At 45.4% G+C, this 25,442-nt stretch carries 25 protein-coding genes; 13 read left to right on the top strand and 12 right to left on the bottom strand.

All coding sequences use genetic code 11. The annotated features are described in order from the left end of the window. Positions 1-42 precede the first annotated feature (42 nt). The 5 genes from VFDL14_RS01520 to VFDL14_RS01540 all read right to left on the bottom strand — a co-directional run bounded on the left by VFDL14_RS01520 (position 43) and on the right by VFDL14_RS01540 (position 5,557). Positions 43-786, bottom strand: a complete 744-nt coding sequence (locus VFDL14_RS01520) for a GntR family transcriptional regulator (RefSeq protein WP_032553459.1) — start codon at positions 784-786, stop codon at positions 43-45. A 135-nt stretch (positions 787-921) separates the two neighbouring features. After that, positions 922-2,142 (bottom strand): OFA family MFS transporter, encoded by a 1,221-nt coding sequence (locus tag VFDL14_RS01525; RefSeq protein WP_084181931.1) that lies wholly within the window; start codon positions 2,140-2,142, stop codon positions 922-924. A gap of 64 nt (positions 2,143-2,206) precedes the next feature. Next, positions 2,207-3,160 (bottom strand): PfkB family carbohydrate kinase, encoded by a 954-nt coding sequence (locus tag VFDL14_RS01530; protein ID WP_032553458.1) that lies wholly within the window; start codon positions 3,158-3,160, stop codon positions 2,207-2,209. Continuing rightward, positions 3,150-4,172, bottom strand: coding sequence for an ADP-ribosylglycohydrolase family protein (locus VFDL14_RS01535; RefSeq protein WP_032553457.1), 1,023 nt, complete (start codon positions 4,170-4,172; stop codon positions 3,150-3,152). The genes VFDL14_RS01530 and VFDL14_RS01535 overlap by 11 nt, the downstream gene beginning before the upstream one ends. A gap of 86 nt (positions 4,173-4,258) precedes the next feature. After that, a complete protein-coding gene (locus VFDL14_RS01540) occupies positions 4,259-5,557 on the bottom strand; it encodes a nucleoside permease (RefSeq protein ID WP_032553456.1) in 1,299 nt (432 codons plus the stop codon). A gap of 599 nt (positions 5,558-6,156) precedes the next feature. Here VFDL14_RS01540 and VFDL14_RS01545 point away from each other — a divergent pair. From VFDL14_RS01545 to VFDL14_RS01575, 7 genes are all read left to right on the top strand, one after another. Next, positions 6,157-6,543: a DUF2170 family protein gene (locus VFDL14_RS01545; protein ID WP_004741680.1), complete on the top strand. Its 387-nt coding sequence runs from the start codon at positions 6,157-6,159 to the stop codon at positions 6,541-6,543. Positions 6,544-6,554: 11 nt separating this feature from the next. Next, the gene (locus VFDL14_RS01550) at positions 6,555-7,241 is read left to right on the top strand and encodes a PspA/IM30 family protein (protein ID WP_032553455.1); all 687 of its coding nucleotides are present in this window, start codon (positions 6,555-6,557) and stop codon (positions 7,239-7,241) included. Between the two features lie 74 nt (positions 7,242-7,315). Further along, positions 7,316-7,951: a YjfK family protein gene (locus tag VFDL14_RS01555; RefSeq protein WP_004741678.1), complete on the top strand. Its 636-nt coding sequence runs from the start codon at positions 7,316-7,318 to the stop codon at positions 7,949-7,951. Positions 7,952-7,980: 29 nt separating this feature from the next. Then, positions 7,981-8,397, top strand: a complete 417-nt coding sequence (locus VFDL14_RS01560; RefSeq protein WP_032553454.1) for a DUF350 domain-containing protein — start codon at positions 7,981-7,983, stop codon at positions 8,395-8,397. Between the two features lie 8 nt (positions 8,398-8,405). Then, the gene (locus VFDL14_RS01565) at positions 8,406-9,017 is read left to right on the top strand and encodes a DUF1190 domain-containing protein (protein WP_032553453.1); all 612 of its coding nucleotides are present in this window, start codon (positions 8,406-8,408) and stop codon (positions 9,015-9,017) included. Then, complete coding sequence (locus tag VFDL14_RS01570) at positions 9,017-10,198, top strand: glutathionylspermidine synthase family protein (RefSeq protein WP_032553452.1); 1,182 nt, start codon at positions 9,017-9,019, stop codon at positions 10,196-10,198. Before VFDL14_RS01565 ends, VFDL14_RS01570 begins: the two co-directional genes overlap by 1 nt. A gap of 250 nt (positions 10,199-10,448) precedes the next feature. Continuing rightward, positions 10,449-10,931: a hypothetical protein gene (locus VFDL14_RS01575; protein WP_032553451.1), complete on the top strand. Its 483-nt coding sequence runs from the start codon at positions 10,449-10,451 to the stop codon at positions 10,929-10,931. Between the two features lie 38 nt (positions 10,932-10,969). Here the strand turns inward: VFDL14_RS01575 and VFDL14_RS01580 are convergent, their stop codons facing one another. Together VFDL14_RS01580 and VFDL14_RS01585 are read right to left on the bottom strand one after the other, a co-directional pair. After that, entirely contained in the window at positions 10,970-11,236 is a 267-nt protein-coding gene (locus VFDL14_RS01580; RefSeq protein WP_032553450.1) for a hypothetical protein, read from the bottom strand. A gap of 136 nt (positions 11,237-11,372) precedes the next feature. Beyond that, the gene (locus tag VFDL14_RS01585) at positions 11,373-12,788 is read right to left on the bottom strand and encodes a PLP-dependent aminotransferase family protein (RefSeq protein ID WP_032553449.1); all 1,416 of its coding nucleotides are present in this window, start codon (positions 12,786-12,788) and stop codon (positions 11,373-11,375) included. Between the two features lie 119 nt (positions 12,789-12,907). Here VFDL14_RS01585 and VFDL14_RS01590 point away from each other — a divergent pair, with 119 nt between their 5' ends. Beyond that, the gene (locus VFDL14_RS01590; protein ID WP_032553448.1) at positions 12,908-13,810 is read left to right on the top strand and encodes a DMT family transporter; all 903 of its coding nucleotides are present in this window, start codon (positions 12,908-12,910) and stop codon (positions 13,808-13,810) included. Positions 13,811-13,918: 108 nt separating this feature from the next. Here the strand turns inward: VFDL14_RS01590 and VFDL14_RS01595 are convergent, their stop codons facing one another. Next, a complete protein-coding gene (locus VFDL14_RS01595; RefSeq protein WP_032553447.1) occupies positions 13,919-14,347 on the bottom strand; it encodes a DUF3010 family protein in 429 nt (142 codons plus the stop codon). Positions 14,348-14,587: 240 nt separating this feature from the next. Between VFDL14_RS01595 and VFDL14_RS01600 the strand changes: the two genes are divergently transcribed. Continuing rightward, positions 14,588-16,225 carry a methyl-accepting chemotaxis protein gene (locus VFDL14_RS01600; RefSeq protein ID WP_032553446.1) on the top strand — a complete coding sequence of 546 codons (1,638 nt, stop codon included), beginning with the start codon at positions 14,588-14,590 and terminating at the stop codon, positions 16,223-16,225. A 116-nt stretch (positions 16,226-16,341) separates the two neighbouring features. On the opposite strand, the gene VFDL14_RS01605 is transcribed toward VFDL14_RS01600, so the two are convergent. Continuing rightward, a complete protein-coding gene (locus VFDL14_RS01605; protein WP_032553445.1) occupies positions 16,342-16,689 on the bottom strand; it encodes a DUF3316 domain-containing protein in 348 nt (115 codons plus the stop codon). A gap of 260 nt (positions 16,690-16,949) precedes the next feature. On the opposite strand from VFDL14_RS01605, the gene VFDL14_RS01610 reads away from it, so the two are divergent. Together VFDL14_RS01610 and VFDL14_RS01615 are read left to right on the top strand one after the other, a co-directional pair. After that, entirely contained in the window at positions 16,950-17,819 is an 870-nt protein-coding gene (locus VFDL14_RS01610) for a LysR family transcriptional regulator (RefSeq protein ID WP_032553444.1), read from the top strand. Further along, entirely contained in the window at positions 17,819-18,487 is a 669-nt protein-coding gene (locus VFDL14_RS01615) for an endonuclease III domain-containing protein (RefSeq protein ID WP_152549283.1), read from the top strand. Before VFDL14_RS01610 ends, VFDL14_RS01615 begins: the two co-directional genes overlap by 1 nt. Before the next feature lie 8 nt (positions 18,488-18,495). Here the strand turns inward: VFDL14_RS01615 and VFDL14_RS01620 are convergent, their stop codons facing one another. Next, positions 18,496-20,157: a methyl-accepting chemotaxis protein gene (locus VFDL14_RS01620; protein ID WP_032553442.1), complete on the bottom strand. Its 1,662-nt coding sequence runs from the start codon at positions 20,155-20,157 to the stop codon at positions 18,496-18,498. Positions 20,158-20,619: 462 nt separating this feature from the next. Beyond that, on the bottom strand, positions 20,620-20,985 hold the full coding sequence (gene bamE / locus VFDL14_RS01625) for an outer membrane protein assembly factor BamE domain-containing protein (protein ID WP_032553441.1): 366 nt from the start codon (positions 20,983-20,985) through the stop codon (positions 20,620-20,622). A gap of 442 nt (positions 20,986-21,427) precedes the next feature. Here bamE and VFDL14_RS01630 point away from each other — a divergent pair, with 442 nt between their 5' ends. Both VFDL14_RS01630 and VFDL14_RS01635 read left to right on the top strand, forming a co-directional pair. Continuing rightward, positions 21,428-21,940 carry an RNA methyltransferase gene (locus tag VFDL14_RS01630; protein WP_032553440.1) on the top strand — a complete coding sequence of 171 codons (513 nt, stop codon included), beginning with the start codon at positions 21,428-21,430 and terminating at the stop codon, positions 21,938-21,940. Positions 21,941-22,038: 98 nt separating this feature from the next. Further along, positions 22,039-22,881 (top strand): SGNH/GDSL hydrolase family protein, encoded by an 843-nt coding sequence (locus VFDL14_RS01635; protein WP_032553439.1) that lies wholly within the window; start codon positions 22,039-22,041, stop codon positions 22,879-22,881. A 156-nt stretch (positions 22,882-23,037) separates the two neighbouring features. Here the strand turns inward: VFDL14_RS01635 and VFDL14_RS01640 are convergent, their stop codons facing one another. Next, the gene (locus VFDL14_RS01640) at positions 23,038-25,098 is read right to left on the bottom strand and encodes an alpha-amylase family glycosyl hydrolase (RefSeq protein WP_235201783.1); all 2,061 of its coding nucleotides are present in this window, start codon (positions 25,096-25,098) and stop codon (positions 23,038-23,040) included. Between the last annotated feature and the right edge of the window lie 344 nt (positions 25,099-25,442).

The raw sequence follows: 25,442 nt of genomic DNA, 5'->3' as shown, positions 1-25,442 counted from the left end.
GATTCGTTAAGTCTCACGGGCCTTTTTTTATTTTGGATTAGGTTAGTCTTCGCTCACAAATACGTACATGTCACCACGACAATGGTTGATGCTGTACTCGATCGGCACGCCCTGTTTGTCGTATGCGGTCTGCTCGATGAGGAGTACTGGGACGTTATTGTCGATCGCCAACTTTTCCAGCGACTCTTGAGTTGGCATTTGCGCCGATACGCGACTCTGAGTTTTCGTTGGAGAGATGTCTTGGCTACGGAAATAGTCGTATAGCGAAAGCTGAATCTCATCTGGGTTCTTAATCAAGTGAGCAGGGACGTAAGACTCTTCAATCGAGACGGCTTGCTCGTCAATGTAACGAACGCGCTTAAGTAAAAAGACCTGTTCATTCTCTTTAATGGAAAGCTTGCTCGCAATCTCTGACGAACACTCAATGACATCTTTCTTGATCCACAAAGTGTCTGGTTTTTTGCCTTTTAAAACAGCCTGCTGCGAGAAGCCCGTCGCTTCTTTACCTGAGTATTCAACGGTTTCACTGATCATGGTGCCTAAGCCGCGCGAACGAACTATCACGCCCTCTTTGTCCAATACATCGAGTGCTTTTCTTACCGTAATACGAGATACGCCCAATCTGTCGCTGAACTCACGCTCGGTTGGAATAAAGTCTCCGCCTTTCAGAAGTTTTTGCTCAGTCGCCAGTTTGACTGATTCCGCAATCTTTAGGTAAAGCGGTGATTTATCTTTTTGCTCGATTCGGTTTTGAATGAGAGTTAGCAAAGGCTGGTAGGTGCTCATAAAGGTCTGTTTTCGCTTTTATATTTGATAGAAGTATACCTGATTTGCGAAGCGCAGAAAAAGAAATGAACAATCTAAGGTGAAACCTGGATTCACCCTAGATTGTGAGTGCGAGCGAGATGTTCTCGTTGCCGATTACACTGTTGCATTCAGAGCTTTGGGTGTAAGGCTGTTAGCGAGTATCGGCTTAACCTGAAAAGTGAGAACTACAGCAACAGAGACGAGCACCGCGCAAATGCCAAACGCTAAAGTGTAGCTGCCATACCAGTCAACAGAGATAGCCGCGAGCATTGGGCCGATAAAGCCGCCAATCCCCCATGCTGTGTAAAGCACGCCATAGTTTGCACCGAAGTTCTTTAAGCCATAGAGATCCGCCATGATCGATGGGAATACCGCTAACAAAGTGCCGTAACCGATGCCTGCTAAAGCAGCGCCGAACATCAGTGTCTGGCTTGAAACGAATTGGCTGAAAGCGAGCATATTGATGCTTTGCAGAGCCAAGGCAATCGCGAGCGTTTTGAGACCACCAATTCTGTCACTGAGTACACCAGAGACAAACCTGCCCGCCGAATTGAAGATAGAAAGAGTCACCACCAAATACGCTCCCTGCATGATGTTTGCTTGCTGCGCCGCAATAGAGGTGATGTGAGCGATGATCATTAAACCCGCTGCTGCTCCAAACGCATAGGTCAGCCACAGTAAGTAAAACTGCTTGGTAGCGAGCATTTCACGCCAAGCGTAATTGTTTTGACTAACCGCTTGGTTCTTTTGAACCGTTTTTCCTTGCGCTTGATAGTCGGCTGGTGGATTGGTAATCGAGCAAGCCAACGGGAAGGCAATTATAATCAGCCCCATACCGAGATATCTAAGGCTGAGTTCCAAGCCATAAATGTCTATTAAATAACTGGTGAGTGGTGCCAAATAGATAGCTGCCAATCCGAAAGCGGTGGCGAGCAGGCCATTGACCATCCCTTTCTGAGACGAGTGGAACCATTTCATTGCCGTTGGGTTTAGGCAGGCGTATGCGAAACCGATACCACCGCCTGTGATCACACCAAAGCTCAAATTAAGATTGATGGGAGTTAACGAAAGGCTGGCCAATACCATGCCAAGGCCAGCAAATAAGGTACCCGTCATTAACACTCGCTTGGGGCCTATTTTGTCCTGAATACGTCCGGCGATGAGTAAGGCAATCGACAACGTAATGATGGTGATAGTGTAGGGCATTGAGGCTTGGGTGTTGTTCCAGCCTTGTTCAACCAACGCATTCTTGAACACGCTCCATGTATAGAGCACACCAATACAGAGATTGATCCCGCAGCTAGCGAGTAAGATCTTTTTTGCTTTATTGTTCATGTTAATGACCAGAAGGGTATAAAAAAGGCTCAGCGAAACTGAGCCTTGTGAGTTGGATTTAGGCTTAATACTGCTCGAGGTATTGGGTGATTTGATTGACGTTAGGGGCACAGTCACCACCAACATGGCTCACCACATATGAAGCGACCGCGTTGCCGAGTAGAATGGCATCGGCCAGTTCCCAACCAGAGGCTAGCCCTGCAAGTACACCACCTGCGTGAGTGTCACCTGCACCGATTGTGTCGACGACTGTCGCTCTAAATGGCGCTACGTTGCCATAACCTTCGGCTGTCGCGAACAGCGCACCATCACTATCGATACGTAAAATCAGTGGGCAGGCGTAGTTGCGGTACCACTCCTCTACAAAGGCATTAACCTCTTGCATACCGAGTATTTCGGCTTCTTGGCGATTTAATGACACAATCGGTTTGAGTGCGATGAGTCGTTTAAACAGTGTTGGAGGCACGTCGCCAAGACGCGGACCGAAATCGATGAATAGGTCGATAGTGCTTGGTAGCGTTTCAAGCCATGAGATGAGCTGTTCGCCACATGCTGAAGATAACTGATACCCAGAGAGATAGATAATGGCATCATCTTCAAGGGATAGTTGATTGAGTGTTTCAGCACTCCAGTTATTCTCTACGCCACTTACCGACAAGAAGGTTCTCTCACCATCAGGCTCGACAAGAGCCAGACACCAACCATTGTCTCCAGAGCTGTCTTTTAGGCTACTGTGAATGCCCTTTTCAGCCATGGATGCTGTGATGATGTCTGCCCATTGGCCCTGACCGATCGGTAGCGCATTGGTTGATTCAACATCGAGTTGTTTAAGGGCGATTGCGATATTCAATGCACAGCCGCCAACGTGGATGCCTTTTTCGGTCAGTTCTATGTCTGTTCCACGCTCTGGCAGGGCGGGTGTTTCGGTTACGATGTCGACCACTGCCGCGCCAATCAAACACAGTTGACGCTTGTTTTTAAGTGTTGGAATAAGCGAAATAAGTGCGTTATGAGGCATACTCTTTCTCCTTAATTTCTCTTAGTCGCAAGAAGGTTGCAGCGTAGCCAGCAAAATCGAGCTGGTTTTCGTCATCAAGTTGTTGCTTGAGTTCGGTATCAATCGCTTGAATACCATTCAACGCACCACAGATCGCTGTTGCCATTGCTCCGATAGTATCGGTATCACCACCTAGGTTGGCACACAAGATAGCACAGCGGTTAGGATCAGTTTGCGCAAGTTCAACCATTGCAATAGCTGCAGGAACGGACTCAATCGTGCTCACGCCAGCGCCGACTAAGTTGTAAATCTTCTCCATGCGCTCTTCAATACCACTATTCTCAGAAGCCACCATAAGTGCGAGTTCAATTCGAGCACCCATGGAAGCACTGAATGTGGTGACGTTCTTAGTTTGAGCAGCATTGGCAATCGTAGGTAACTGGTCTTTAATCGCATTCCAGCTATGGCCTTCAATTGCTTTCGATACTGCCCAAGCGATAGCAACCGCACCAGCAATCGCAACATCCGATTTGTGTGTTGGGCTTGAGGCCAGTGCTACTTGATCAATGAAAGTGTCCAAGCTGGTGGTTGGGACTAAACAGCCCATTGGTGATACACGCATGGCTGCGCCATTGGTCACGCCATTGTTCTCTAGCTCGTTAATGGATGTGCCCTCTTTGATAGCGCGCATCGCTGCTTTTGAGCTTGGACCAAAGATGTTCTTATTGAAAGCATCAAACCCTTCTGCCCAGTTTAGAACGTTACGGGCAATAATATCTGGGTTGATCTCACCATCACACTCAATGATCGCATCTGCTAGGGCAAGCGCCATTGAAGTGTCATCGGTAAATTGGCAAGCATCAAAATAACAAGCGGCGTTGTTTTCTGCTGGCCCCGGTAAGAAGCGGTCAATCCAACCGAAGTGTGCTTTCACTCGGCTACGTGGCCATAGCTCAGAAGGCATTCCCATCGAGTCGCCCAGTGCCTGACCATAAAAAGTACCCAGAATTCTGTCTTGTTTTGAAATGTTCATCTTACTTTACCAAAAATAGGTTATCTAAAAGCTACTCAGCCTCTAGCGATAATGAAGGCTAGGATAGAGGCTGAGCAGGTATAAAATTATGCTTGAGCTTTTTCCGCTTGAGTCTGATCAGATGGGTTATTACCCGCTTGATTGTCTATCTCGATCTCTTTGATCTCGCCGTTTGGTTCACGGAAGAAGTACATGAAGATGACCAAGATGATGGCGATCATGATGGCACCGAAGCCCCACATACCTGCCCAGTCAAACGTGAGTCCATTTTGTGGTTCGTCGTAGGCAAACATTTTCTCCATCAACACACCACCTAAGCGATAACCCAATAGGCTACCGATGCCTTGGCAACCCAAAGTGATAAGACCTTGTGCCGCTGTACGCATGTGAGCGGGTGCTTTTTTGTCTACGTAAATGTAAGCAGTCACGAAGTAGAAGTCGTAGCTCACACCGTGTAGCAAAATGCCGGCAAATAGCAGTGAGTACAGGTACCACGTTTCTGCACTACCGTAGACGAAGAAGCCGTAACGGACTGCTGCAGTGAAGAGACCAAGAAGTAATACCTTCTTAATACCATAACGTTTAGTAAAGAAGGGTAGAGCCAGCATGAAGAAGATTTCAGAGAACTGGCCTAGGGTCATCCAACCCGTTGCGTTGCTCATACCGACTTCAGTTAGGTAGCCGTTTGCAAAGATGTAGTAGAACGCCAATGGCATGCTGAACATGAAAGAACAAACAAAGAAAGCTAAGAAGTTTTTGTCTTTCAACAACACGATAGCATCAAGGCCAAGCATCACTTTAAGGCTAAGCTTGCCAGTGCTCTTTGGTGGTGTATCAGGCAGCGTGAGTGCGAAGATACCAAGAGCCGCAGAAGCTAGCGCCGTCAGAATCAGTGGGATGTTGCTCGATGAGATATCGCCGTAGCCCAACCATCCAGGAAGGAAACCGATCGCAATACCAGAAGCAATCCAACCAATGGTGCCCATTACACGGATACGCGGGAAGTCACGCTCTACATCTTCTACATTCGAGAACGCGATACTGTTGGTGAGCGCAATCGTTGGCATGTAAGTCAGCGAGTACAGCAACAGAAGTGGGAAGAAGGTAGCGAACTCAGTTTGTTGTGCGGCCAAGTACATGAGCGCTGCACCCGCAATCAACATAACAGAAAGTACTTTCTGCGCAGCGAAGAAGCGGTCAGTGATAGATCCAACAAGGATCGGTGACAGGATCGCGGCAATCGCAGTACAAGCATAAGACCATGCGATCTCTGTTGGGGTAAATCCATTGGTATTGAGTATTTGCCATAGGGGAACAAACCATGCGCCCCAGATAAACCATTCAATGAACATCATTGAAGAGAGTTTGATGTTTGTGATTTTCATTATTTTGTCCTTTGGTACTGTAGGGTACGCATTGATGGTATTTTAAATGATAATACCAATACAATACCAGGTGGGTTGTTTTGTGATCTATTTATCGCAATCCTTGACGATCTTTGGTCTCTTTGATCTTAGGTTAAGTCGCGCTGGGTGGTCATTTATTCGCTAACTGTCGGTTTTTAAACGGACTTTTTTAAGCATGTTTGACCCGGAAGCAACATTAAGGGGAACAAGCGTAATTCTTAGCTATTTGCCCCACCTTCAGGGAGGCTCCTGTAACAACGCTTCGGTAACAATAAACGGTGTTGCCTGACTACTTCTCTTATGTGTGCAAGTAAGCGGCACTTAAATTAACAGAGTGCTATACGGGTTTGTCGATAGGGAGGTGCGGATAATCGGAAAAGGAACTTACATTGTAATTATGCAATGAAGTCCACATAAAAAATGTATAAAGTGGGATTGATAAATAGATTGAAGATACAATTTGGTTTGCTTTTATAACATATGTATTTGTTTTTTATGTAATAAAAGCGGCTTTCTTAAGTGCGTGTTTAATAAGACACGAGTCATGCTTTGGTTTGAACGTCAAAAGGCAACAAATAATGAATTGGAATACTAATGAGTTACAAGTGCTCTTAAGTGAGCATCAGGGTTGGAGTGTTGAGTCAACTGAGCAGTCTATCGTGATACAAAACGAAGATGGAATTAATGCTTTTTTAGCCGTTTCAGGGGAACAGATATTGGTTGAAGTTTTGTTGTTCTCTCAATCTGACGTCAAGGATAAGCATGCGCTTAATGAAACAATCCTGCGTACGCACAAGATGTTCCCTCTATCAACTATCGGGATTAATGACGTGAATGGTGAGAGCTATTACACAGCGTTTGGTTCATTGTCGTCTCAATCTAAAAAAGAGAGCGTAGTCATTGAGGTTGCTACTCTATTTAGAAACGTTGAGGCATTCATCGACCTTTACCAAGAATACTTATAAGGAGAGAGCAGATGAGTGTTTGGAAAAAACTAGTAACGGCCATCAAAGGTGGCGCAAATGAAGCGGCAGAAGCGGTAGCGGACAACCAAGCTCTAAGGATTCTTGATCAAGAAATCCGAGAAGCAAAAGAGGAGTTGCGCCGTTCAGATGAAGCTTTAGTTAAAATCATTGCAAAAAGAAAGCTGTCAGAACAGAAAGTCGCGAGCTTCGATAGTGGAATAGCTGAATACGAAGGGCATGCCCGTTCAGCGATGGAAAAAGGCCAACAGGATCTAGCGTTGGAGTGTGCGACAAAGGTCGCGACGCTGCGTAGCGAACAACAAGCGGAGCAGGCTTATTTTCAGCAGTTTACTCAGTCTGAACAATCTATGCGTACGAATATCGCACAAGCGAAAGACAAATTACGCCAATTAGAACAGCAAGTTGACGTTGTTAAAGCCAATGAAGCCGTCCAAAAAGCGCAGGCCGCTGTCTCTGCAACAAATGTTGGTGCTAATGCAAAAATGCATACTGCGGTTGAGTCTTTAGATCGTATAAAGCGCCGGCAGGATGAAAGGCAAGCACAATTTGAAGCTGCACAAGAACTCCATGAACAGCAATCTGGCAGCAGTTTAGATAAGAAGTTGGCGGATGCTGGCATTGTGTCTGGGGGAAGTACGTCAGCTGAAGACGAACTAGCTCGAATTCTCGGGAAGTAGCTTCTAAGTTGCGTGTATATGGAGCGTAGCGCTTGGCCGTTACGCTCTTTCGTTTGTTAAACAAGGAGTGCTTTATGTTTGGCTGGTTTAAAAAACAAAAAGACGAGAAACCTCAGGCACCCCAAGCGCCGGAAGTGATTGGATTGAGGTTAGGCGGTGCATTTGAACTTGATGATCTCAAACTGAAGATTATTGAACCTAGTCTAGTTATTGAAGGTGCAGCTCGAACTCAAATCATTAAAGCAGTTGGCGAGGTCAAACTTGATAATCAGACTCGCCTTTTGCGGTATTACACTGACGACGAAGGGTATTTACAGATCCTTCAACATGGGAATCAAGAAGCTGATATTGAAGAAGTGAAGCTTTGGTATTTCTATGAGTCTAAGCCGATTGATACCGACGCTCAGTGGCAATCATTGTTAGACAACGATGTGGTTCAATCGTACAAGGAGCTTGAAGGGCACCGCTTTTCCAAGGTTTGGGACAATATTCGTCCGGTTCCTATGACGGAGACCACTTGGGATCAGTCGGGAAATATTACAACCACCGATCAATTTGTCATGGTTTATGAACGTGAGGCTGAAACGGATTTATTCGAGTCACTATTGGTGAGCGCCGAAGAGTCGATCGTCAATAATCAGCACGTTCGCAGTGTAGTAACAAGCACTGGTATTAACCTTACTCCAACTGACTTCACGTTAATTAGCTAACAACTCTCTATCTCCGTTAAGGAAACATTATGTCTCAATTTGTAAATTCTCTGGCAGGGCTTGGTGCGTTTGCGCTTTACTTCGCATTGTCAATTTTCTTCTTACTGCTTTTTAAGTTTGTTTATATTCGTTGCACTCCTTACGACGAGTGGAAGTTGGTTAAGGATGAACAAAATATTGCAGCCGGTATTACGCTATCTGGTGCTTTCCTAGGTTATAGCTTGGCGATTGCTGGTGCAGCAAAGAACTCAGTAAATCTGGTCGATTTCGCTATCTGGGGCATGATCGCTTTGGTCGCACAACTACTCGCTTTTGCGATAGTTCGTTATGGTTTTATGCCAAAATTGGTCGAGCGTATTAAGGCTAACGAAATTCCTGCAGGTATCGTAATGGCATCTATGTCTATCGCTATTGGCCTGCTTAATGCCGCTTGTATGACCTACTAGGAGGCGGAATGAAACGTAGTCAAAATGTAGTTTTGCCTGAAATGCGTAAGAACTGGCGTCAGTTCAGTTTGGCCCCGATTTCTGTAGCGGTGACAACAGCAATGATTTCTGGCTGCAGTGATGATTCTGTTCGAACCAATATTTATGGCACGATCGATGAGTGTATTTATGATCACCCATCTTATGCGGCAGAGTGCAAAAGTGCTTATCAGGATGCTCTAGAAGAAGCGAGTCGCACGGCACCGAAGTATAAGAGCATCGATGATTGTGCGCATGAGTTTGGCTTTAGCGGATGTGTTGCTGCTCCTCAAAACAATTGGTTTATGCCTGCGATGGCTGGGTTTATGTTCTCACGCATGGTAGATGATCGCCGTTACTATTCTCAGCCTATGTTTACATCGACGTACTCTCGTAGCATTTTCTATGATGATTGGATCACTGCGGATGGTCGAACTTATGGGAAATCATATCAACGTGGCACGGTATCTGTGAGTCGTGACGAGTTTAAGCCCAAGCCGACGGTGAAACGAACTATCTCTCGTGGTGGTTTTGGCTCCACGGTATCAGCGAAATCAAGTTGGAGTAGTTCTAAGAGCTCAAGTAAAGGTTGGGGCGGCTAATGCTTCGTCTGAATTCGGAACCTCGAAAAAACTGGAAGCAGCTAGCGGCAGAGTATGGTTTTGGTTTCCATACCATGTACGATGAACCGTATTGGGATGAAACGGCATACTACCAGTTCACTCTGAAGCAAATCGAAGAAGATCTTGAAGAGCCAACTCGAGAAATTCATGAAATGTGTCTCGAGATCGTGGATGTGGTCGTGCGCGATGAATACTGGCTTAAGCGCTTTCAAATCCCTCAATCCATGTGGCAAGGTGTTTTGGATTCGTGGAAGCGTAGGGAGCCTTCTCTCTATTCTCGTATCGATCTTGCTTATGATGGACGTGGTCCGGCCAAGTTTTATGAAAACAACGCCGATACACCTACATCGCTGTTTGAAACAGGATTCTGGCAATGGTTTTGGCTTGAAGATTTGGTGAACTCAGGAAAGCTAAGGCGGGATTCTGATCAATTCAATTTGCTTCAAGAGTTAATGATGGCGAGATTCCAAGAGCTAGCTCGCTTACAACCCGGTCAGACATTGCACTTTTCATGCTGTAAAGATACTGAAGAAGATCGTGGTACGGTTCAGTATATGCAGGACTGTGCGATTGAAGCAGGGTTGAAAACGAAGTTTGTTCATATTGAAGACATCGGCGTAACGCGAGATGGAGAGTTTACCGACACTCAAGATAACCTGATTCGATGGATGTTCAAGCTTTACCCTTGGGAATTCATGTTCCAAGAGGATTACGCCAAGCACTTGGATACGGCCAAAGTGAATTGGCTAGAGCCTATGTGGAAGTCAGTGCTATCTAACAAGGCAATACTTCCTTTGTTATGGGAAAAATTTCCTAACCATCCGAACTTACTAGCTGCGTATTTTTCAGATGATCCTAAACTAAAACAACTGAAAAATTCCGAGCTCAAAGATCATGTAATTAAGCCTCTATTTTCACGGGAAGGTGCAAATATTCAAGTTGTAAGAGATCAAGAGCTTGTTCTCGATACCGACGGCCCTTACGGTGAAGAAGGACATATCATTCAAGCTTTTCATCCATTACCAAAGTTTGGTGATAACTATACCTTGGTTGGTAGCTGGTTGATTAATGATGAGCCTGCGGGAATCTCAATCCGAGAAGACAGCTCCCTGGTGACTCAAGATATGTCTCGTTACCTTCCTCACATCATTCTCGACTAGATGGTCATTTAGGTTGATAGGCACTGTGTTTGCTTGTTTATCAACCTACCTTTCCAATTATTGATGCTGTGTACCCAAAGTTGTCATAGCTCTGACAATTAGCTTGCTTGAGGCTTTAGAGTTTCTCGCGCTTTAAGTTGTTGCATAAGCTATTGGCTCTGTTGGTCTCTTTTTACTTTTCATTTTATTTCCCTTCAGAAACCGCTATTGCAATTAGTAATTGAACGATGTTTTATATTTTGGAGGAAGAATGAAGTACTTTGTGGTCCTTGCTGTGATGTTGTCAGGATTCGCGGTGAGTGCAGCGTTTGCGGTGAATGATGACGTTGAACACTTTGTGAGTTTAGGTGTACTCGATGGTTACACCGCGTTGAATGAGTCGGAGTTTACGCCTGCGGTCGGCTATCATGCCTTGATCGACGATAGGCATCGTTGGGGGTTAGGAGTGGCGCACAGTATGAAGTCAGACTACACGACTACGACTGGCTCTTATGATTATGTCTATAACTTCGACTCAAAATGGGCAATTTTCGGCGGCGTATCGACGGGTTATAGTTTCGCCAAAAGTGATGATGGCGTGTTGGCTGGAGGTCAGTTTGGCTCAACTTTTGAACCGGTAGAGAACATGAAAATGGAACTCGGCTACCGAATTCACGACACGTTGGATAACTGGAAAGACAGAGATATGTCGCGAATTGAAGGGATCTACTTCGGATTTAGCATGAAAGTGTAATTACTGGCGACAAACTGGGTCGCCAGCAGCAGGGGCCTTTAAGGAACGTCGATACAGGAAAAGTTTACCGTAGTGGTTTGCATCTGCTCTTCAATGCGGTTGCTGATTCGCATTACCTGTGTTTCTTTACCCTGTGTCTGGCACAAGCTAGTCGCAGTGAGCATTACATCACCCTGAGAGAGGGATGACTTTTCAACATTATAGGTTTCACTGACGGCGATCTCATATTGAGTAGGGCTGTTGCCGTTACTGAAGGCTGTTGAAGAGGCGAAAAACCACCATGAAAGTAATGCGAGCCGGAACATAATAATCCTCTTTACGACGTTATTGACCGGCAAATTTTAATGGTGGCTTCACTCACTAGGGAGTAAGGCAGTTTAATGCTTATACATGGATAACGCTTAAACTGGCTTACGCAAAGATCAACTTATGTTCGTTCTATCAATCCAATTGCTTGGCAATCAATCTCGCCATTATCTCAACTCCTTCTCGCCACTCTTTGGTCTCTTCTAGGTTGGCAACACTGAATCGAACACAATGTTTGTATTGATCATTTGTACCGAAAACCGTTCCCGGCAGAATACCCAATTTGTGCTCTAAGCAGTCTAAATAGAGCTCATAACTGTCGAACGAATCGGGCAAGGTTAACCAAATCAGAAACGCGCCTTCCGTGCGGGATAGGTGATAGCGCCCCTTGACTTGCGGGTATTGGTTTAGTGACTCCGTGAGCGCTGTATGAAACTGTTTATAGTTGGTTTGATAGAGGCGTTTCATCTTAGCGATATGACTACGATATCGACCTGAAGTTAAGAATTGCCCAACGGCAGACTGCATTAGATTCGAGCTGCCCATGTTGTCGCATAGAAGAAACTTTTCAATCTGTGGTTGATATTGTCCTGAGAGTAGCCAACCGATGCGTAATCTAGAGTCGAGCGTTTTTGATAGTGAACTCACATAGATCACGCGACCATCTTTATCGAGCTCTTTTAGGCTTGGCAGCGGTGCATCGTAGGCTAGGCTGCCAAATACATCATCTTCAATAATGGGCAGTTGTTTTGTGATTTCTAATAGCGCCTTTCTGTTGTTCAAAGGCATGCGAGAACCGGTTGGATTAGCAAAGTTGGGCGTCACTAGCACCGTTTTTACCGGCCATTTCTCAATTGCGTCTTGTAGGGCGCTAATATCAATCCCGGAATGAACACTAGTCGGGATCTCCAGTGCTTTAAGTCCCAATGACTCCAGCAGCAGTAAGTTACCAAAGTAACATGGTGACTCGACTGCCACGACATCGCCCGGTTCGGTTAGTGCTCTCAGCGCGAGGCTAATCGCTTGTTGAGCGCCATGCGTGATAGCAATCTCATTGGCGCTGGCTGGCACTCCAATGTCTTGGGTTACCTTAAGGAGCTGTTTTACCAACTGGTCATCGCCGGGAGGCAACTGGTAGTAACCGGGTAACTGAGTTTGAAGACGGCTATGTCGACCTATTTCGGCATAAAGGCTGCGTATTGCTGGATTGTTGACATTAGGGTGTGCGGAGCCAGTGAGGAGTTTGAGCTTGCCATCAGGGCGTGACAGGACGGAACGAGTGACTGATAACAGATCCACCTTCTGTGGGCGGCTGTTTTTTTTGAGAGTAACGAGTTCGAGTTCCTGCACTCGATAACCAGATTTAGGTACAGAATAGATGAGTCCTGTCGCTTCCAGCTCTTGGTAGGCTCTAATGACCGTGTTTTTGCTCATGTTAAGTTGTGTGCTCAGCTGGCGAATGGAAGGGAGACGATCATGAACGTGTAAAATCCCATCCTCTATCTGATTCTTAATGTGTTGCTCTACTGCCAAGTACTTATTGATACCCACCTAATTCTCCCTAACCGCAAAAATCTGTAACCATCTAAAACATTCAAACTGTATCTTTAATCTGTATCTGTACCCAACTAAGGTAACAGTATTGTTGAATCGTTGACCAGAGTTTTGTCGTGTTGATTAAATTTATCCCCTTTGTTTTCGTTATTTTATGGTCGTCCGGCTTTGTCGGTGCGCGGTTTGGTTTGCAGTATGCGGAGCCTGCGACCTTGCTGTCTCTGCGTATGATCGCCAATGTCTTGTTGTTTGTGCTTTTGCTTGCAATGCTCAAACGAAAAATGCCCCGTGGCAGCGCGTTCTTCCACAGTTGCGTGGTTGGCATACTGATTCATGGCTTCTATCTTGGTGGGACTTATCTAGCGATTGATATGGGCATGCCTGCTGGATTAAGCGCGCTTCTGGTTGGCCTGCAGCCAATACTAACTGCCATCATGATTGTGACGTTTACTGTCGAACGCTTTAATTGGGCTCAATGGTTGGGTTTGGTGCTCGGCTTCTCTGGCATTAGCTTGGTACTGATGGGCAACATCGAGTGGCAGTCGGATGCTCATAAAACAGAAGCGGTGTTGTTGTGTGTTCTTGCCTTGGTGGGCATTACGTTCGGTACGCTTTATCAGAAACGTTTCTGCCAAGGTGTGGATATGGTAGGCAGTGCGATGGTGCAGTACTTTGCATCAGCCATTTTGTTTGTGCCTTATGCGATGAGTTTTGAGACTATGCAGGTCAACTGGACCGTGGAATTTTCATTAACCATGGTTTGGCTAGTCGTCGTGTTGTCTTGTGTGGCGATTCTGCTGCTGCTCTACATGGTGGAACACGGTGCAGCATCGAGTGTTGCTTCTGTGTTTTACCTTGTTCCTCCAACAACGGCTATTCAAGCTTGGTTGATGTTCGGTGAGTCTTTTGACTTTTACGGTGCTTTAGGCTTTGCGCTGGCTGCGATTGCGGTTTACTTAGTGGTTAAAAAGCCAAACTTATCATTGGGGTTGAAAAGAAAGGTTCAAGCAAGACTGTAGACAAAGCTACCAAAGAAGAGTGGATAGTATGCACCAACAAAAAGAGCCCGTCGTGGGCTCTTTTAGTTTCTAAGGTCGACCTCAGGGTAAACCTTTATGAGGTTAGCGTTACGCTTTTCTCATTAAGCAAGCGTAAGCTGTTGTGAATGGCGCTTCTTGGTACTGCTTTAGGCCAGTCTCTTTGAACTTCATCATCAGTGGGTTGTGCTTTAGGCTCTCTTTGATTGCTGCTGGTGCTACAACTTCCACATCTAGGCCATCGATCAGTTGGATCGCTGCTTCTAGTTTGAAGCCGTGACCACCACCTGCGAATTTGCCTTTGGTTTGACGTTGGCGAATTACAACCTTCTCAACTTGGTAATCTTCCATCAGTTTTGCGAAAGAAAACTGGAAGTCTTTCATTTTTTGCGTGTCATTTGCATCGCTGATTGCGACTTTAGAAACGCGGCAATCAGGGATGTTGAACACACCATCTGAAAGAGAAAGTAGACAAATGATCGCATCATTACCTTTGATTTCAACGCCACAAATTTTCATGTTTTTACCTATCGATTTAACAGCCGTACATTATGGGTTGAATTACCTCATATCGCCAGTGAAATGGGGGAATTAGGTGTTGTTATTTGGTTTGCGTGTTTACATCTGGATGAGTTGTAAGCGAACGAATTTGCGACAACGTTTGCTATGAGACGAACTTCACAAATTCGTGGCGCGAATTAATCCGTATACGATATATTATATGAATACCATTAAATATCGTACGGTTTAAGAGGACCAATGAGCATCAATAATCTTTCCATCCGCAGCAAGATCGCAATTCCGCTGCTGGTGATCGTCGCCGTTTTTTCTGCAGTCACCATTCTAAATGTGATTGAGTCGAACCAACAGGCCGCGATCAATCACGAACTTAACAATGTCGTGCAACCTGTATTAGAGAATCTAGAAGACGGCTATCGCGATATCTACCAAGTTATCTCTGCGGCACAAGGACTTTTGTTAGCGAAAGATCAGGCGTCGATCGATTACCAGACGTTTGAGTTCAAAGACAATGCTTATAAAGCCGTTCCACGCTTTGAGAGTGTACAGAAGCTGTATGATGCAGGCGTCCTCGATCGCTCGTCTCGAAATGAGTTGACCAAGTTGGTCTCTTCAATGAGCCGTTGGGTTGATCTTCATGAGCCTATGTTTGCAGATCCAGCAAATGCCCACGCTTATAATCGCGAATTTACGCCTGTTCTTGATGCCGAGTTTGAAACTATCCGTAACCAGCTTTGGTCTGTTCGCTCGTTAATCGAGAAGAAACAGGCTGAGCTGCGCCAACAAGCGAATGATTCGATTGAATCCAGCAAGATTGTTATCGAATTTGGTATGGCGGTCGCGATTCTGGCCGCATGTTTTGCACTGTGGTTATCAAACCGTTTTATCGTTAAACCGATTCAAGATGTTGAGAAAGCGATGAGCGAAATCGCGTCGGGTGATGGTGACTTGTCTCAGCGTATGAAGGTTGAAGGCAGTGATGAAATAGCTCGTCTGAGTGCTGCATTCAATGAATTTGTTGGCAAAATCCATGTGACGGTTGAGCAAGTTATCTTCGCTTCTAACGCAGTTCGTTCAGAGATGGAAAACATTAAGTCTTTGACTCAGAGCGTAGCGGAGTTCTCGGCTAACCAGCAGCAAGAGAGTGAAGTGGTTGCAGCGGCGGTACATGAAATGCAAGCAACCAGTGCCGCGGTAAGTGGCAACGCTCTGGATGCTGCAACCGCAAGTAATACTGCGACGCGCGAAGTGGAATCAACGAATAGCACTCTAGCGTTAACTGTCGGTTCGATTGAACGCTTGGCAAGTGATATTGAAAACGCGAGCGGCGTGGTACACAACCTTGACACTGATGTGAAGAGCATCGCTTCAATTCTGGGTGTTATCAAAGGTATTGCCGAGCAAACCAACCTATTGGCTCTTAATGCGGCGATTGAAGCGGCGCGTGCAGGTGAGCAAGGGCGTGGTTTTGCTGTGGTTGCAGACGAAGTTCGTGCACTAGCAAGCAAAACGCAAGACAGCACGGGTGAAATTGAATCCATGATTGAACGCCTTGAACAAGGTGCGAAGCAAGCTGTGAGTGTAATGAATGAAAGCAAGGAAAGCGGTGAGAAAACCATCACTCAAGCAGAAACTGCAGCAACGTCACTGGCTGAAATTAGCAGTTCAATTGGAATGATGAACGAGATGAACACTCAGATTGCTACGGCAGCTTCTCAGCAATCTCATGTGTCTGAAGAGGTGAACCAAAACGTTCAACGCATCGCTGAAAGTACCGCTCAGATGGTTGAAATGGCAAGCAGTGCAGAGAATGCATGTATGGCTCTGGCAGAGCAGTGTGAATCACTCGATCGATTAGTGTCTCAGTTTGAAGTGTAGTTGTTGAAGAGACTTAACTGATAACAGATTAAGCGACCTGTTATGAAGGTCTAAACGAAAAAAGCCCGCACTTACTTTTTAGTAAATGCGGGCTTTCCTATTTGGTCTCAACAAACTTAGCTACTGCGACCGTCTTTGTAGGTGTAGCGATAATCGACAGTGATCGCCGCTTGATAATGCACATCACCACTCATATTGGTGATTTTCTTCACTTCCATATTGGCATCATCAATCTTAAACGAATCATATTTGGTCGTGTTTCTAAACTGAGGCAGTTCTCTTGAAAGTTCAAAAGAACTCTTTGTGCTTAACTCTTCCATAAGGTTAGCTCCTGCATCGTATGCTTCCGCTTCGGTAACAAATGTATCTGACTTGAGCGTTGTTTCTAGAATTGCTGTTTTAGTTGCTGCAAACGCTGTTGTGCTTAGAACAAGTGTTGATGCAAGTACGATTAATTTCTTCATAGGAATACCTTACTTTTTGTGAACACCAATGTTTCGGTGCAAAACCAAGATACCAACGAAGTGGTAGGACAAGTGTCAGGGGAGATGCTGTATTTGTAAGACAAAAGTAAGAATTGTCGATGAATGTCAGAGAAGCGTCCGAGTAATAAATGGGCGATTGAAAAGCGGGTTATCGATAGTGTCGATGCGTGAATCAAGATGACTTAAATGGGTTAATTCAATAGACTTAGCAGTAGATAACATCAATAACAGGTAATCGTATGGCGAATTGGGAAGGGGTAAGTGAGTTTGTAGCAGTGGCTGAGCGAGAAAGCTTTACCGGTGCTGCTAATAAGCTGTCGACCTCTGTTGCACAAATAAGCCGTCGTGTCGCGAGCTTGGAAGAGCGACTAGCCGTTAAATTACTCAATCGAACGACACGTAAAGTGTCTCTCACCGAAGCGGGTCAGCTTTACTATCAACAATGTAAACAGTTGGTGGAAGGGCTGGAGTTAGCAGAGCTTGCAGTAACTCAGATGCAATCGACACCCAAAGGTCTTTTGAAAGTCACAGCGCCTGTCACTTATGGTGAACGTCAGCTTGCGCCTTTGCTGCATCAGTTTTTGACTCAGTACCCTCAAGTAGAGCTTGAGTTGATGCTAACCAATCAAAAGTTAGATCTCATTGATTCAGGGGTCGACGTTGCTATTCGTTTAGGACGACTGGAAGATTCTAGTCTGGTTGCCAAACGCCTATCTCAGAGGCAGCTCTATGTCTGTGCAAGCCCTGAGTACATTGAGCATTATGGTGAACCACATACTTTGTCAGAGCTTGCTAATCATCAGTGTTTGGTTGGTGGCTTTGAGCATTGGCGATTTAAAGAAAATGGCCAGCCACGATCGGTACGTGTTAATGGCCGAATTAAATGTAACAGCGGTTTAGCACTTCTCGATGCCGCGAAGCAGAGCATTGGTTTAGTGCAGTTACCTGAATACTATGTCAGCGATGATCTGGAGTCGGGAGAGCTGGTGGAAGTGCTGTCGGATTTCCGAGATGACAAAGAGGGGATCTGGGCGCTCTATCCTCAAAATCGTAATCTATCTTCTAAAGTTCGCCTGCTGGTGGACTTTCTCGCTGAGAATCTAGATTGATGAAAACTCGCCAAGTCACGGAACAAGACTCGAGATTAATTCGAGACGTGTTTCGTGGTCTTGAAGAGCACTATGGTTGGTTTGACTGGTGGCCGACCAGCGATCCTTATCAGATCATGATGGGGGCGATTCTGGTTCAAAATACGAATTGGAAGAATGCCGAAAAGGCGCTCGATAACTTAGGTAAAACGATCACGCCACAACAGGTTGCCGCAATGGAACTTGATACGCTGGCACAAGCCATTCGTTCCAGTGGTTACTACAACCAAAAGGCTCTAAAACTGAAGGCAATGACGCAGTGGTTTGCTCAATACGACTACGATATACAAACTGTACGGGCTCAAGAAACGGACGTTTTGAGACAGCAACTGCTTGCGGTGAAAGGCATTGGTGGGGAAACCGCAGACGCAATTTTGGTTTATGCCATTAAAAAGGCATCATTCGTGATTGATGCGTACGCGAGAAGAATCTTTGAGCGAAACGGTTTGGATGTTCCTAAGTCATATGAGAGGTTTCATGATTTGATGGAAGCTGTGATTCCACCTGATACTAAGACCTACGGCTATTACCATGGCTTACTGGTCGAGCATGGTCAGCAGTTTTGCCACCCCAAGCCTAAATGCGAAGAATGCCCCTTAGCTATTCGCTGCAAAGGGGCACTTCTTTAGATAGTAGACTAAACAGTGAATCGATCGACTAAGTGGTACAACTCATTCGCACGATCATTCAGGTTCTGACTGCCAGCACGGTTTTCATTGGCTAGCGTTGCTGATTGAGAGCTTGAGTCCGAGATAACCACCACGCGTTGTGAAATCTCTTGGCCAACAATGTTCTGCTCTTCGGTCGCAGTGGCGATGAGAGAGTTCATGTCCATGATGGTATCAATCGACTCCTGAATTCGCGCTAGCGCCTCAGCAGCAGCGTTCGCTTCTTCTACCGTTTGAGCACTGCGGTTTTGGCTAGAATCCATCGCTTTAACTGCGGCATCCGAGGCTGCTTTCAATTGTTCGATCATGGTGTGGATTTCACCGGTACTCTCTTGAGTGCGGCTTGCAAGCTTACGTACTTCATCAGCAACCACGGCAAAGCCGCGACCTTGTTCCCCTGCACGCGCCGCTTCGATAGCCGCGTTCAATGCCAGTAGGTTAGTTTGTTCGGCAATGTCTTGGATAACCGCGAGAGAAGACGAGATGTTTTGCACATCACCTTCAAGCTGAGATACGACAGTGTTCGCTTCGGATACCTCTGAGGCTAAGCCAGCCACAGATTCCGCCGCCGCGTTTACAATCTCTTGTGCTTCACGGGCATTGTTTTCTGCCTGTTTCGCGGAATTTGCCGCTTGGCTTGCGTTGCTTGAGATCTCTTGAGCCGTGGTTGTCATTTCTGTCATCGCGGTAGCGACTTGTTCTGTCTCTTCGCGTTGACCGTTTGCCAGTTCATCTACTTGAGCCGCACGAGCTGACATACTATTCGTTTCGTTTACCACTTGCTGGCCAACATCACTCACGCTGCGAATAATGGTTTGAAGGCTTGCAACAAACGCGTTGAAGTTGTCACTTAGGCGAGCAAATTCAGGAGCACGGAATGGCTCCATACGAGCAGTCAAATCGGCCTCACCACTTGCAAACGAGCTGATAGAGCGATCCAGCTGTTCGATGGGCTTCATAATGGTTCGGTTAATACCTACAGCGAAGACAGCCACGATCGCGGCGATCAGGCCACAGAATAAGCTGATCGCTGTGATCGTGCTCTGTAGTGCTTGGTTAGAACTCGCTTCCATTTCAGCGATGACGGCATCAATGTCATCGGTGTAAAAACCCGTCCCAAGCATTAAGTCCCATTGAGGAATAAAGACGGAGTAGCTCAGCTTTGGTAGCGCTTCGGTCTCGCCTAATTTAGGGAAGTAGTAAGTGGTAAATTGTCCGCTCTTCGAGTTTCGGATCAGGTCTTGAATCAGGTAGTTGCCCTTTTTATCCTGCAGATTGAAGTAGTTTTTCCCAATACCATCGGTGCTTTGGCCAACCACAACACGCACACCTTTGGAGTCGTAACCAAAGATGTAACCTGACTCGCCATACTCGAGCTGACGTAGAGTCGGTAGGGCTTCTTCTAGTGTCGCTCCTCGTTGTAAGAATGGGGCGATCGATGATTCAGCCATTTGCAGATAAGACTTCAACTCTTTCTGCTTCATTTCCATCATATTGGTGCGAGTAGAGTTGACCTGCTCAGCGGTGAGTTCGGTTGTCTTTAGGTAGCTTACATAGATCATCCCTAGTGTCATAAAGAGTAGAGGGATAAAAGACAAAATATAGAGGCGGTTTTTGATGGTTAGACTCATAAAGACTTCCTACTGCAGAGATATTGTTTTTTATTAGGTCACAAGACCGATTGAACAGATGAGCTTTGCGACACACTGCTCAAAAAATGGTACATATCGTTTTACAGTATTTGTCTGTTTAAAAAATGTAAATGCGCCATTGGTCTAAACGTTACGTTTGCATAGTTTTGTTCAATAAATTTGACAGCGGTTAACTTTTTGCTGAATGTGTGAGCAACATGTCACAAGAAATTGCGGGAAGTAAGGGAAAAAATGAAGAACGATTGGTCGAGCTTTTGTGAATAGATAAGCATATTTACGTGCATATGCTCATAGCATGAGAGTTGATATAGATGCAGTGTGGACTGTTTATTTGAGTGAATTAAATGACCTTTTTCACTGTAGTTAAAATGATAGATAAACAAAATAAGAGCCAATAACTGTTATTGACTCTTAATTAAGCCAGCTGACGTTGTCGTCTAATTATAGTAAGCCAGTTTTAGTTTCAGTGCTTTGTTCGCTATATGTGTAATCTGAAACTTTGCCTTTCTTATCCAGAGTGATGTAAAGCACCTGAGTTTCTGAATCAACACCAGAGAATAGGAACCCAACAAATGGGATGAAAGATGCTGGATTGCTAGATGCACTTGAATAGGTATAAGTCAGCTGTTTAGAGCCATCTGAAGAGAAACCTGTCGATGTTGGTTCGCCTAGTATGTCGATTAGTTGCTGTTCAGTCGTTTGGCCTTTCTCAACCTTGCTGATGGTCTCGTTGTCCATCTTAGTACCTTGTGAAGCACACGCTGTTAACATAACAGCTAGTAAAAGTGCAGAAGCTTTTTTAAACATAAATACCTCTCTGTGAATGTTTCGGGTACTTTCTTAAAAAATATAAAGTGCTTCAAGATACGAGAAATACAGAATAATCCATAAAATAATTTGAATATATTACTTGTAGTGTTGTATTGCCTTTTCATTTTATTTGTGAGCTTTTGTATTTATAACTTGAATGATCAACAGTTGAGCACTTCTCGTTTAATAAGTGTTCTTTATTAATCCGTTTGTTATTTATTGCATGGGTATGGAAAATGATTATTACAATGGAATAGTTAAGATAAATAATTGGATTCATGTAATTAAATTTAATCAGTAAACTGTTTGTTGTTTATTTGACCATTTACCATCAATACGGCAAGGCTAAGAATGGCTTTTGATAGAGGGTGCGCTTTGCTAGAATGCGGCGCTCTGTGACAATCCAGTCACGTCGTTATTGATTTAAGTGAGTACATTCATGAAGAAAAGCCAGGTGACGATTGGTTTAACGAATCCTAAAAGTCCAACCAATGTTGGCGCTGTGATGCGAGCTGCAGGCTGTTATCAAGTGGATGAAGTTAAATACACTGGTCAGCGTTATGAAAAAGCAGCCAAATTTCATACTGATACCAAGAGTGCAACTCGCAATATTCCACTGGTCGGGGTTGATTCATTTCTCGATGACCTTGATCCAGAGACAAAGATTGTGTGTGTTGAACTAGCAGAAGGCGCGACGCCGCTACCAAGGTTCCAACACCCAGAGAACGCTATCTACATCTTTGGTCCAGAAGACGGTTCGATTTCTCAAGACGTTGCAGATCGCGCTGATCATGTTGTGTATGTACCGACGGTTGGTTGTATGAACTTAGCGGCAACGGTGAATGTACTTCTTTACGATAGGTTGGCTAAGTCTGATGATATGGACGAAAGCAACGAACTTATTAAAAAGAGCCGAGATAACCGCAATCACCTTCTAGTGAAAGAAAAATAGCAACAACTCGAGCTGTTGTTGATTCATGTGTTATCTAAGTGATTTCTTAGCGGGTATGATGTGGTCACACTCTTCTCCGATGAAAGGCTAGATAACACATGGAAGATGAAAAACTTCTTACGGCTTTAAAAAAACAACCTGTCCTTGACCTCTATTCGCTCTATCAATCCCTCGAGCACAGAGGGACCTTATACTCATTGCTCGAAAAACTTGCTTCACTCAAAGACCAGCACGTACTCGATACTCAGTTAAGCCCTTTGAAACCGCATATTGAAAAGGTTTTGGCGCAGTTTGACGACCAAACACCGGATGCAGTGATCTTGGAAGCAGTGATCAGACAATCTGAAATTCAACAGCGAGGACACAGCATGAGCCGTTATGTATTGACGTCGGATAACCACCGTCATTTTGCACCCCAAGCGGATTTGGTGGTATTTGGCGACTCGATTACTGAGTGGGCACCTTGGGCTGATATCTTCCGAGACATATCTATGGTGAATCGAGGTTTAGCCGGAGATACAACCGCTGGCATGCTAAGACGAATAGACACGACCTTGAACGTGAATCCCAAGCTGATCTGCTTTATGGCGGGTATCAACGACCTTGCTCAAGGCTACTCTGTCGATCAAGCTTTCACAAACTATGTCGAGATCGTAGACACATGGCTCAAGCAAGGGATTAAGATCGTTGTTCAATCAACGCTTTTTGTTGGAGAAAGCCTTCAAGGTTTGAATACTCAAGTTGAAGAACTGAACAGCCTGCTGAAAAGCTATTGTCATGAGAATGGGGTTCAGTTCTTAGATGTAAATGAAGTTTTGGCGCCCAATGGCGTGCTATTGGATGATTTCAGCTGCGATGATCTGCACCTGAATGCCAGAGCTTATCAACAATGGTCGAGTCTACTTGTACCGGTTGTGCATCAATCATTGTCCAGCGATTAAACAGAAACCTTAATAGTTAGCACATAAAAAAATCGGCTAACTCATAATGGCGGGGAACCATATTTGAGTTAGCCGATTCGTTTAATCAGCGTTGCTAGCCAGTGATTAGCCAGCTAAATAGGCGCTAATACGCGTCGTCGAAGCTTGTTGTTGAGACTAGGGACACTTTGAAGCCATAACTTGCAGTGGCTTACCTGCATCGTCAAACTTCAAGCTCCAAACATACTTACCACCGTCACGGATGGTAACAGCGGTATCTTTACCATAACCGCCTTTGGTTAGTGCCGCCTCTTGACCAAGTTTGATATTCAGACCATCAGCTGTGTACTGCGGAGACCAAGATTTAGACGCATATTGCATGCGGTAGCTGCCCGGTTTCTCTTTAGTCACAACTTGATAGGTATTGTCACCGCGGTAGGTAAAGGCTCTGCCTTCTTTGTGTTTCCAGCCAGAGTCTGCGAAGTTACCTACGACGTATAGCTTACTGTTCACTGGGCCAGCTTCAGATACGACAGGGTTATCACACTGAGCCATAAAGCCTTGGCCAGAGACTGGAGCGCTCGCCATCGCCGCAGCGACAGGTCCCGCAGCACTTGGTTTATCTACGCTCAAGAATCGACCTTCAAATGGTGCTAGCTCAATTTGGTAGCTGTCACCGGATGCGGCGATTTTGTCTTGAGTGAGCAGGTCGCTCAGTCCAGCGTCAGAGCCAGATTGTTTCTTAGTGAGCTCTAGTGTGTATGCCTTGTCAGTGACGTTAATGGCATAGATGATCGCTTCGTTTTCGTCACCTTTGTGGTCGACGTAAACGGATTCGTTAGCAAGTAGATGAGTTCGCTTACCTTGAGACAGTGCCGGGTGCTCCTGGCGAAGTGTCATCAGAGTTGTCACATACTGCTTCAGATCTTGTTCGCGGGCATTAAGGTCAGCTGTTATACCTTCCACTTTACCGCTGGTACGCGCCACGTGGTCATCACACAGTCCTGGAATAGCACAATCTTCCCATACTTTGTCAGCAAACCCATCTAGCTGATCACCAATCTCGTCACCGTAGTAAGTGGTGATTGGACCTGTGTAAGCTGCTTGGAATGAGAAAGCTGCTTTGTATCGTTGCCAGTATTCATCGTCTTCTGGTGAAGCGATATCGCCACGTTGCAGCAAGTCACCAAAGCGCACTACGTCGTGGTTACCAATCATAAGGTTTGGTTTTGCGTGGTCTGGGTAAAGTGAGTGTAATGACATGCCTTCTGCTAGCCACTCACCGCCTTTGCCACCGACACCGGCTTCGTTTACAGCAAGCGTCTCTGTTAAGCGGTAACGCACAGGGAAGTCAAACGCAGAGCAGAGTGCCGGAGAGCTGTTAGTACCATAGCCTGTTTCGATAATGCGGTTTTCTCCCGCCCAAATCTCAGCAACCATGTAACCCAGTGGATTAACGGTTTCACCCTCTGAGTTTACGTATTCAACTTCTGCAGAGGCGACATCGACACTCTCACGAATTTCTGCCCATGCGTCTTTTGGTACTTGATACGCTTGGTCAAGACGCCAGCCATCAATCTTAAGTTCTTTGATCCAGTAAGTCGCGACCTCTTTGTAGAACTCTAAACTCTCTGGGTAAGCGACAGGGTTGTTCTCGCCTTGTGGTAGTTTACCAGTAGGTGAAGGCGCAACATTACCTTTATGGTGACCGAATACGCCATCAAAGAATACGTATAAGCCGCGAGCGTGCGCCTCTTCTACTAGCTGTTTAGCTTGCTCTAACGTACCGAATCGTGGGTCGATACTGAAATAGTCAGTGGCAAAGTAGCCCGTTGCATCAAGTCTATCTGCCCAGTGATCTTGTCCTGCAACAGGCTCAGAATTGAAGATAGGTGTTAGCCAAATACCGTTCATACCCAGCGATTGAATGTAATCGAGTGAGTCGATGATGCCCTGAATATCGCCTTTATGGTGGCTAGTGCCGTAGCCGGTACCGTGCCCGATAGAGTCATCGCCATTCACAAAGCTTTCGACCATTACTTGGTAGATACGCAGGTCGTTGATTTCAGCGCTGTGTGTGGTTTGACATTGGTAGGCATTGAGGTCGACCTGCTCAGAGGTCTCGGTTGTAGACTGGCATCCAGCTAAGAGTGCGAAAGAAACCGCTAAAGCCGTCGTAGTTAGGGTGCGTTTCACGTTCAAGTCCTTATTATTGTGTTTTGCTTCATTATTGACCAAGTGAAACAGAGGCAAATCATCCATAAATCAAAGGGCTGAGGATGAGAAAAAGGGCTGAGAGATCTCAGTCACAATAAATTTACATTTCACCACCCGGAATATGATTTGGTGCAAAATTATTCACCTATAAAAGGTATGCAGTTGAGTAAAAATAGTTTGTTGGAACGCTTTTCCAATAGCCCTCGGCCTAACACAATTTTGGTTCTGTCTACGAGGTCACTTTCTGTTATCGCAAAATGCACAGTCAGCACTTTATAAAAGAATTGTTATGGTGTTTTATGTGAAATGTTAATGATTGTGGGCGATTTCATTGTTTCTCTAAAACAATACGCTTGGTTGGCGTG

The sequence above is a fragment of the Vibrio fortis genome (assembly GCF_000695685.1).
GTDB classification, from domain to species: Bacteria; Pseudomonadota; Gammaproteobacteria; order Enterobacterales; family Vibrionaceae; genus Vibrio; species Vibrio fortis_A.
The sequence above is the reverse complement of the archived record's forward strand: the minus strand, read 5'-3'. Positions and strand labels throughout refer to the sequence as shown.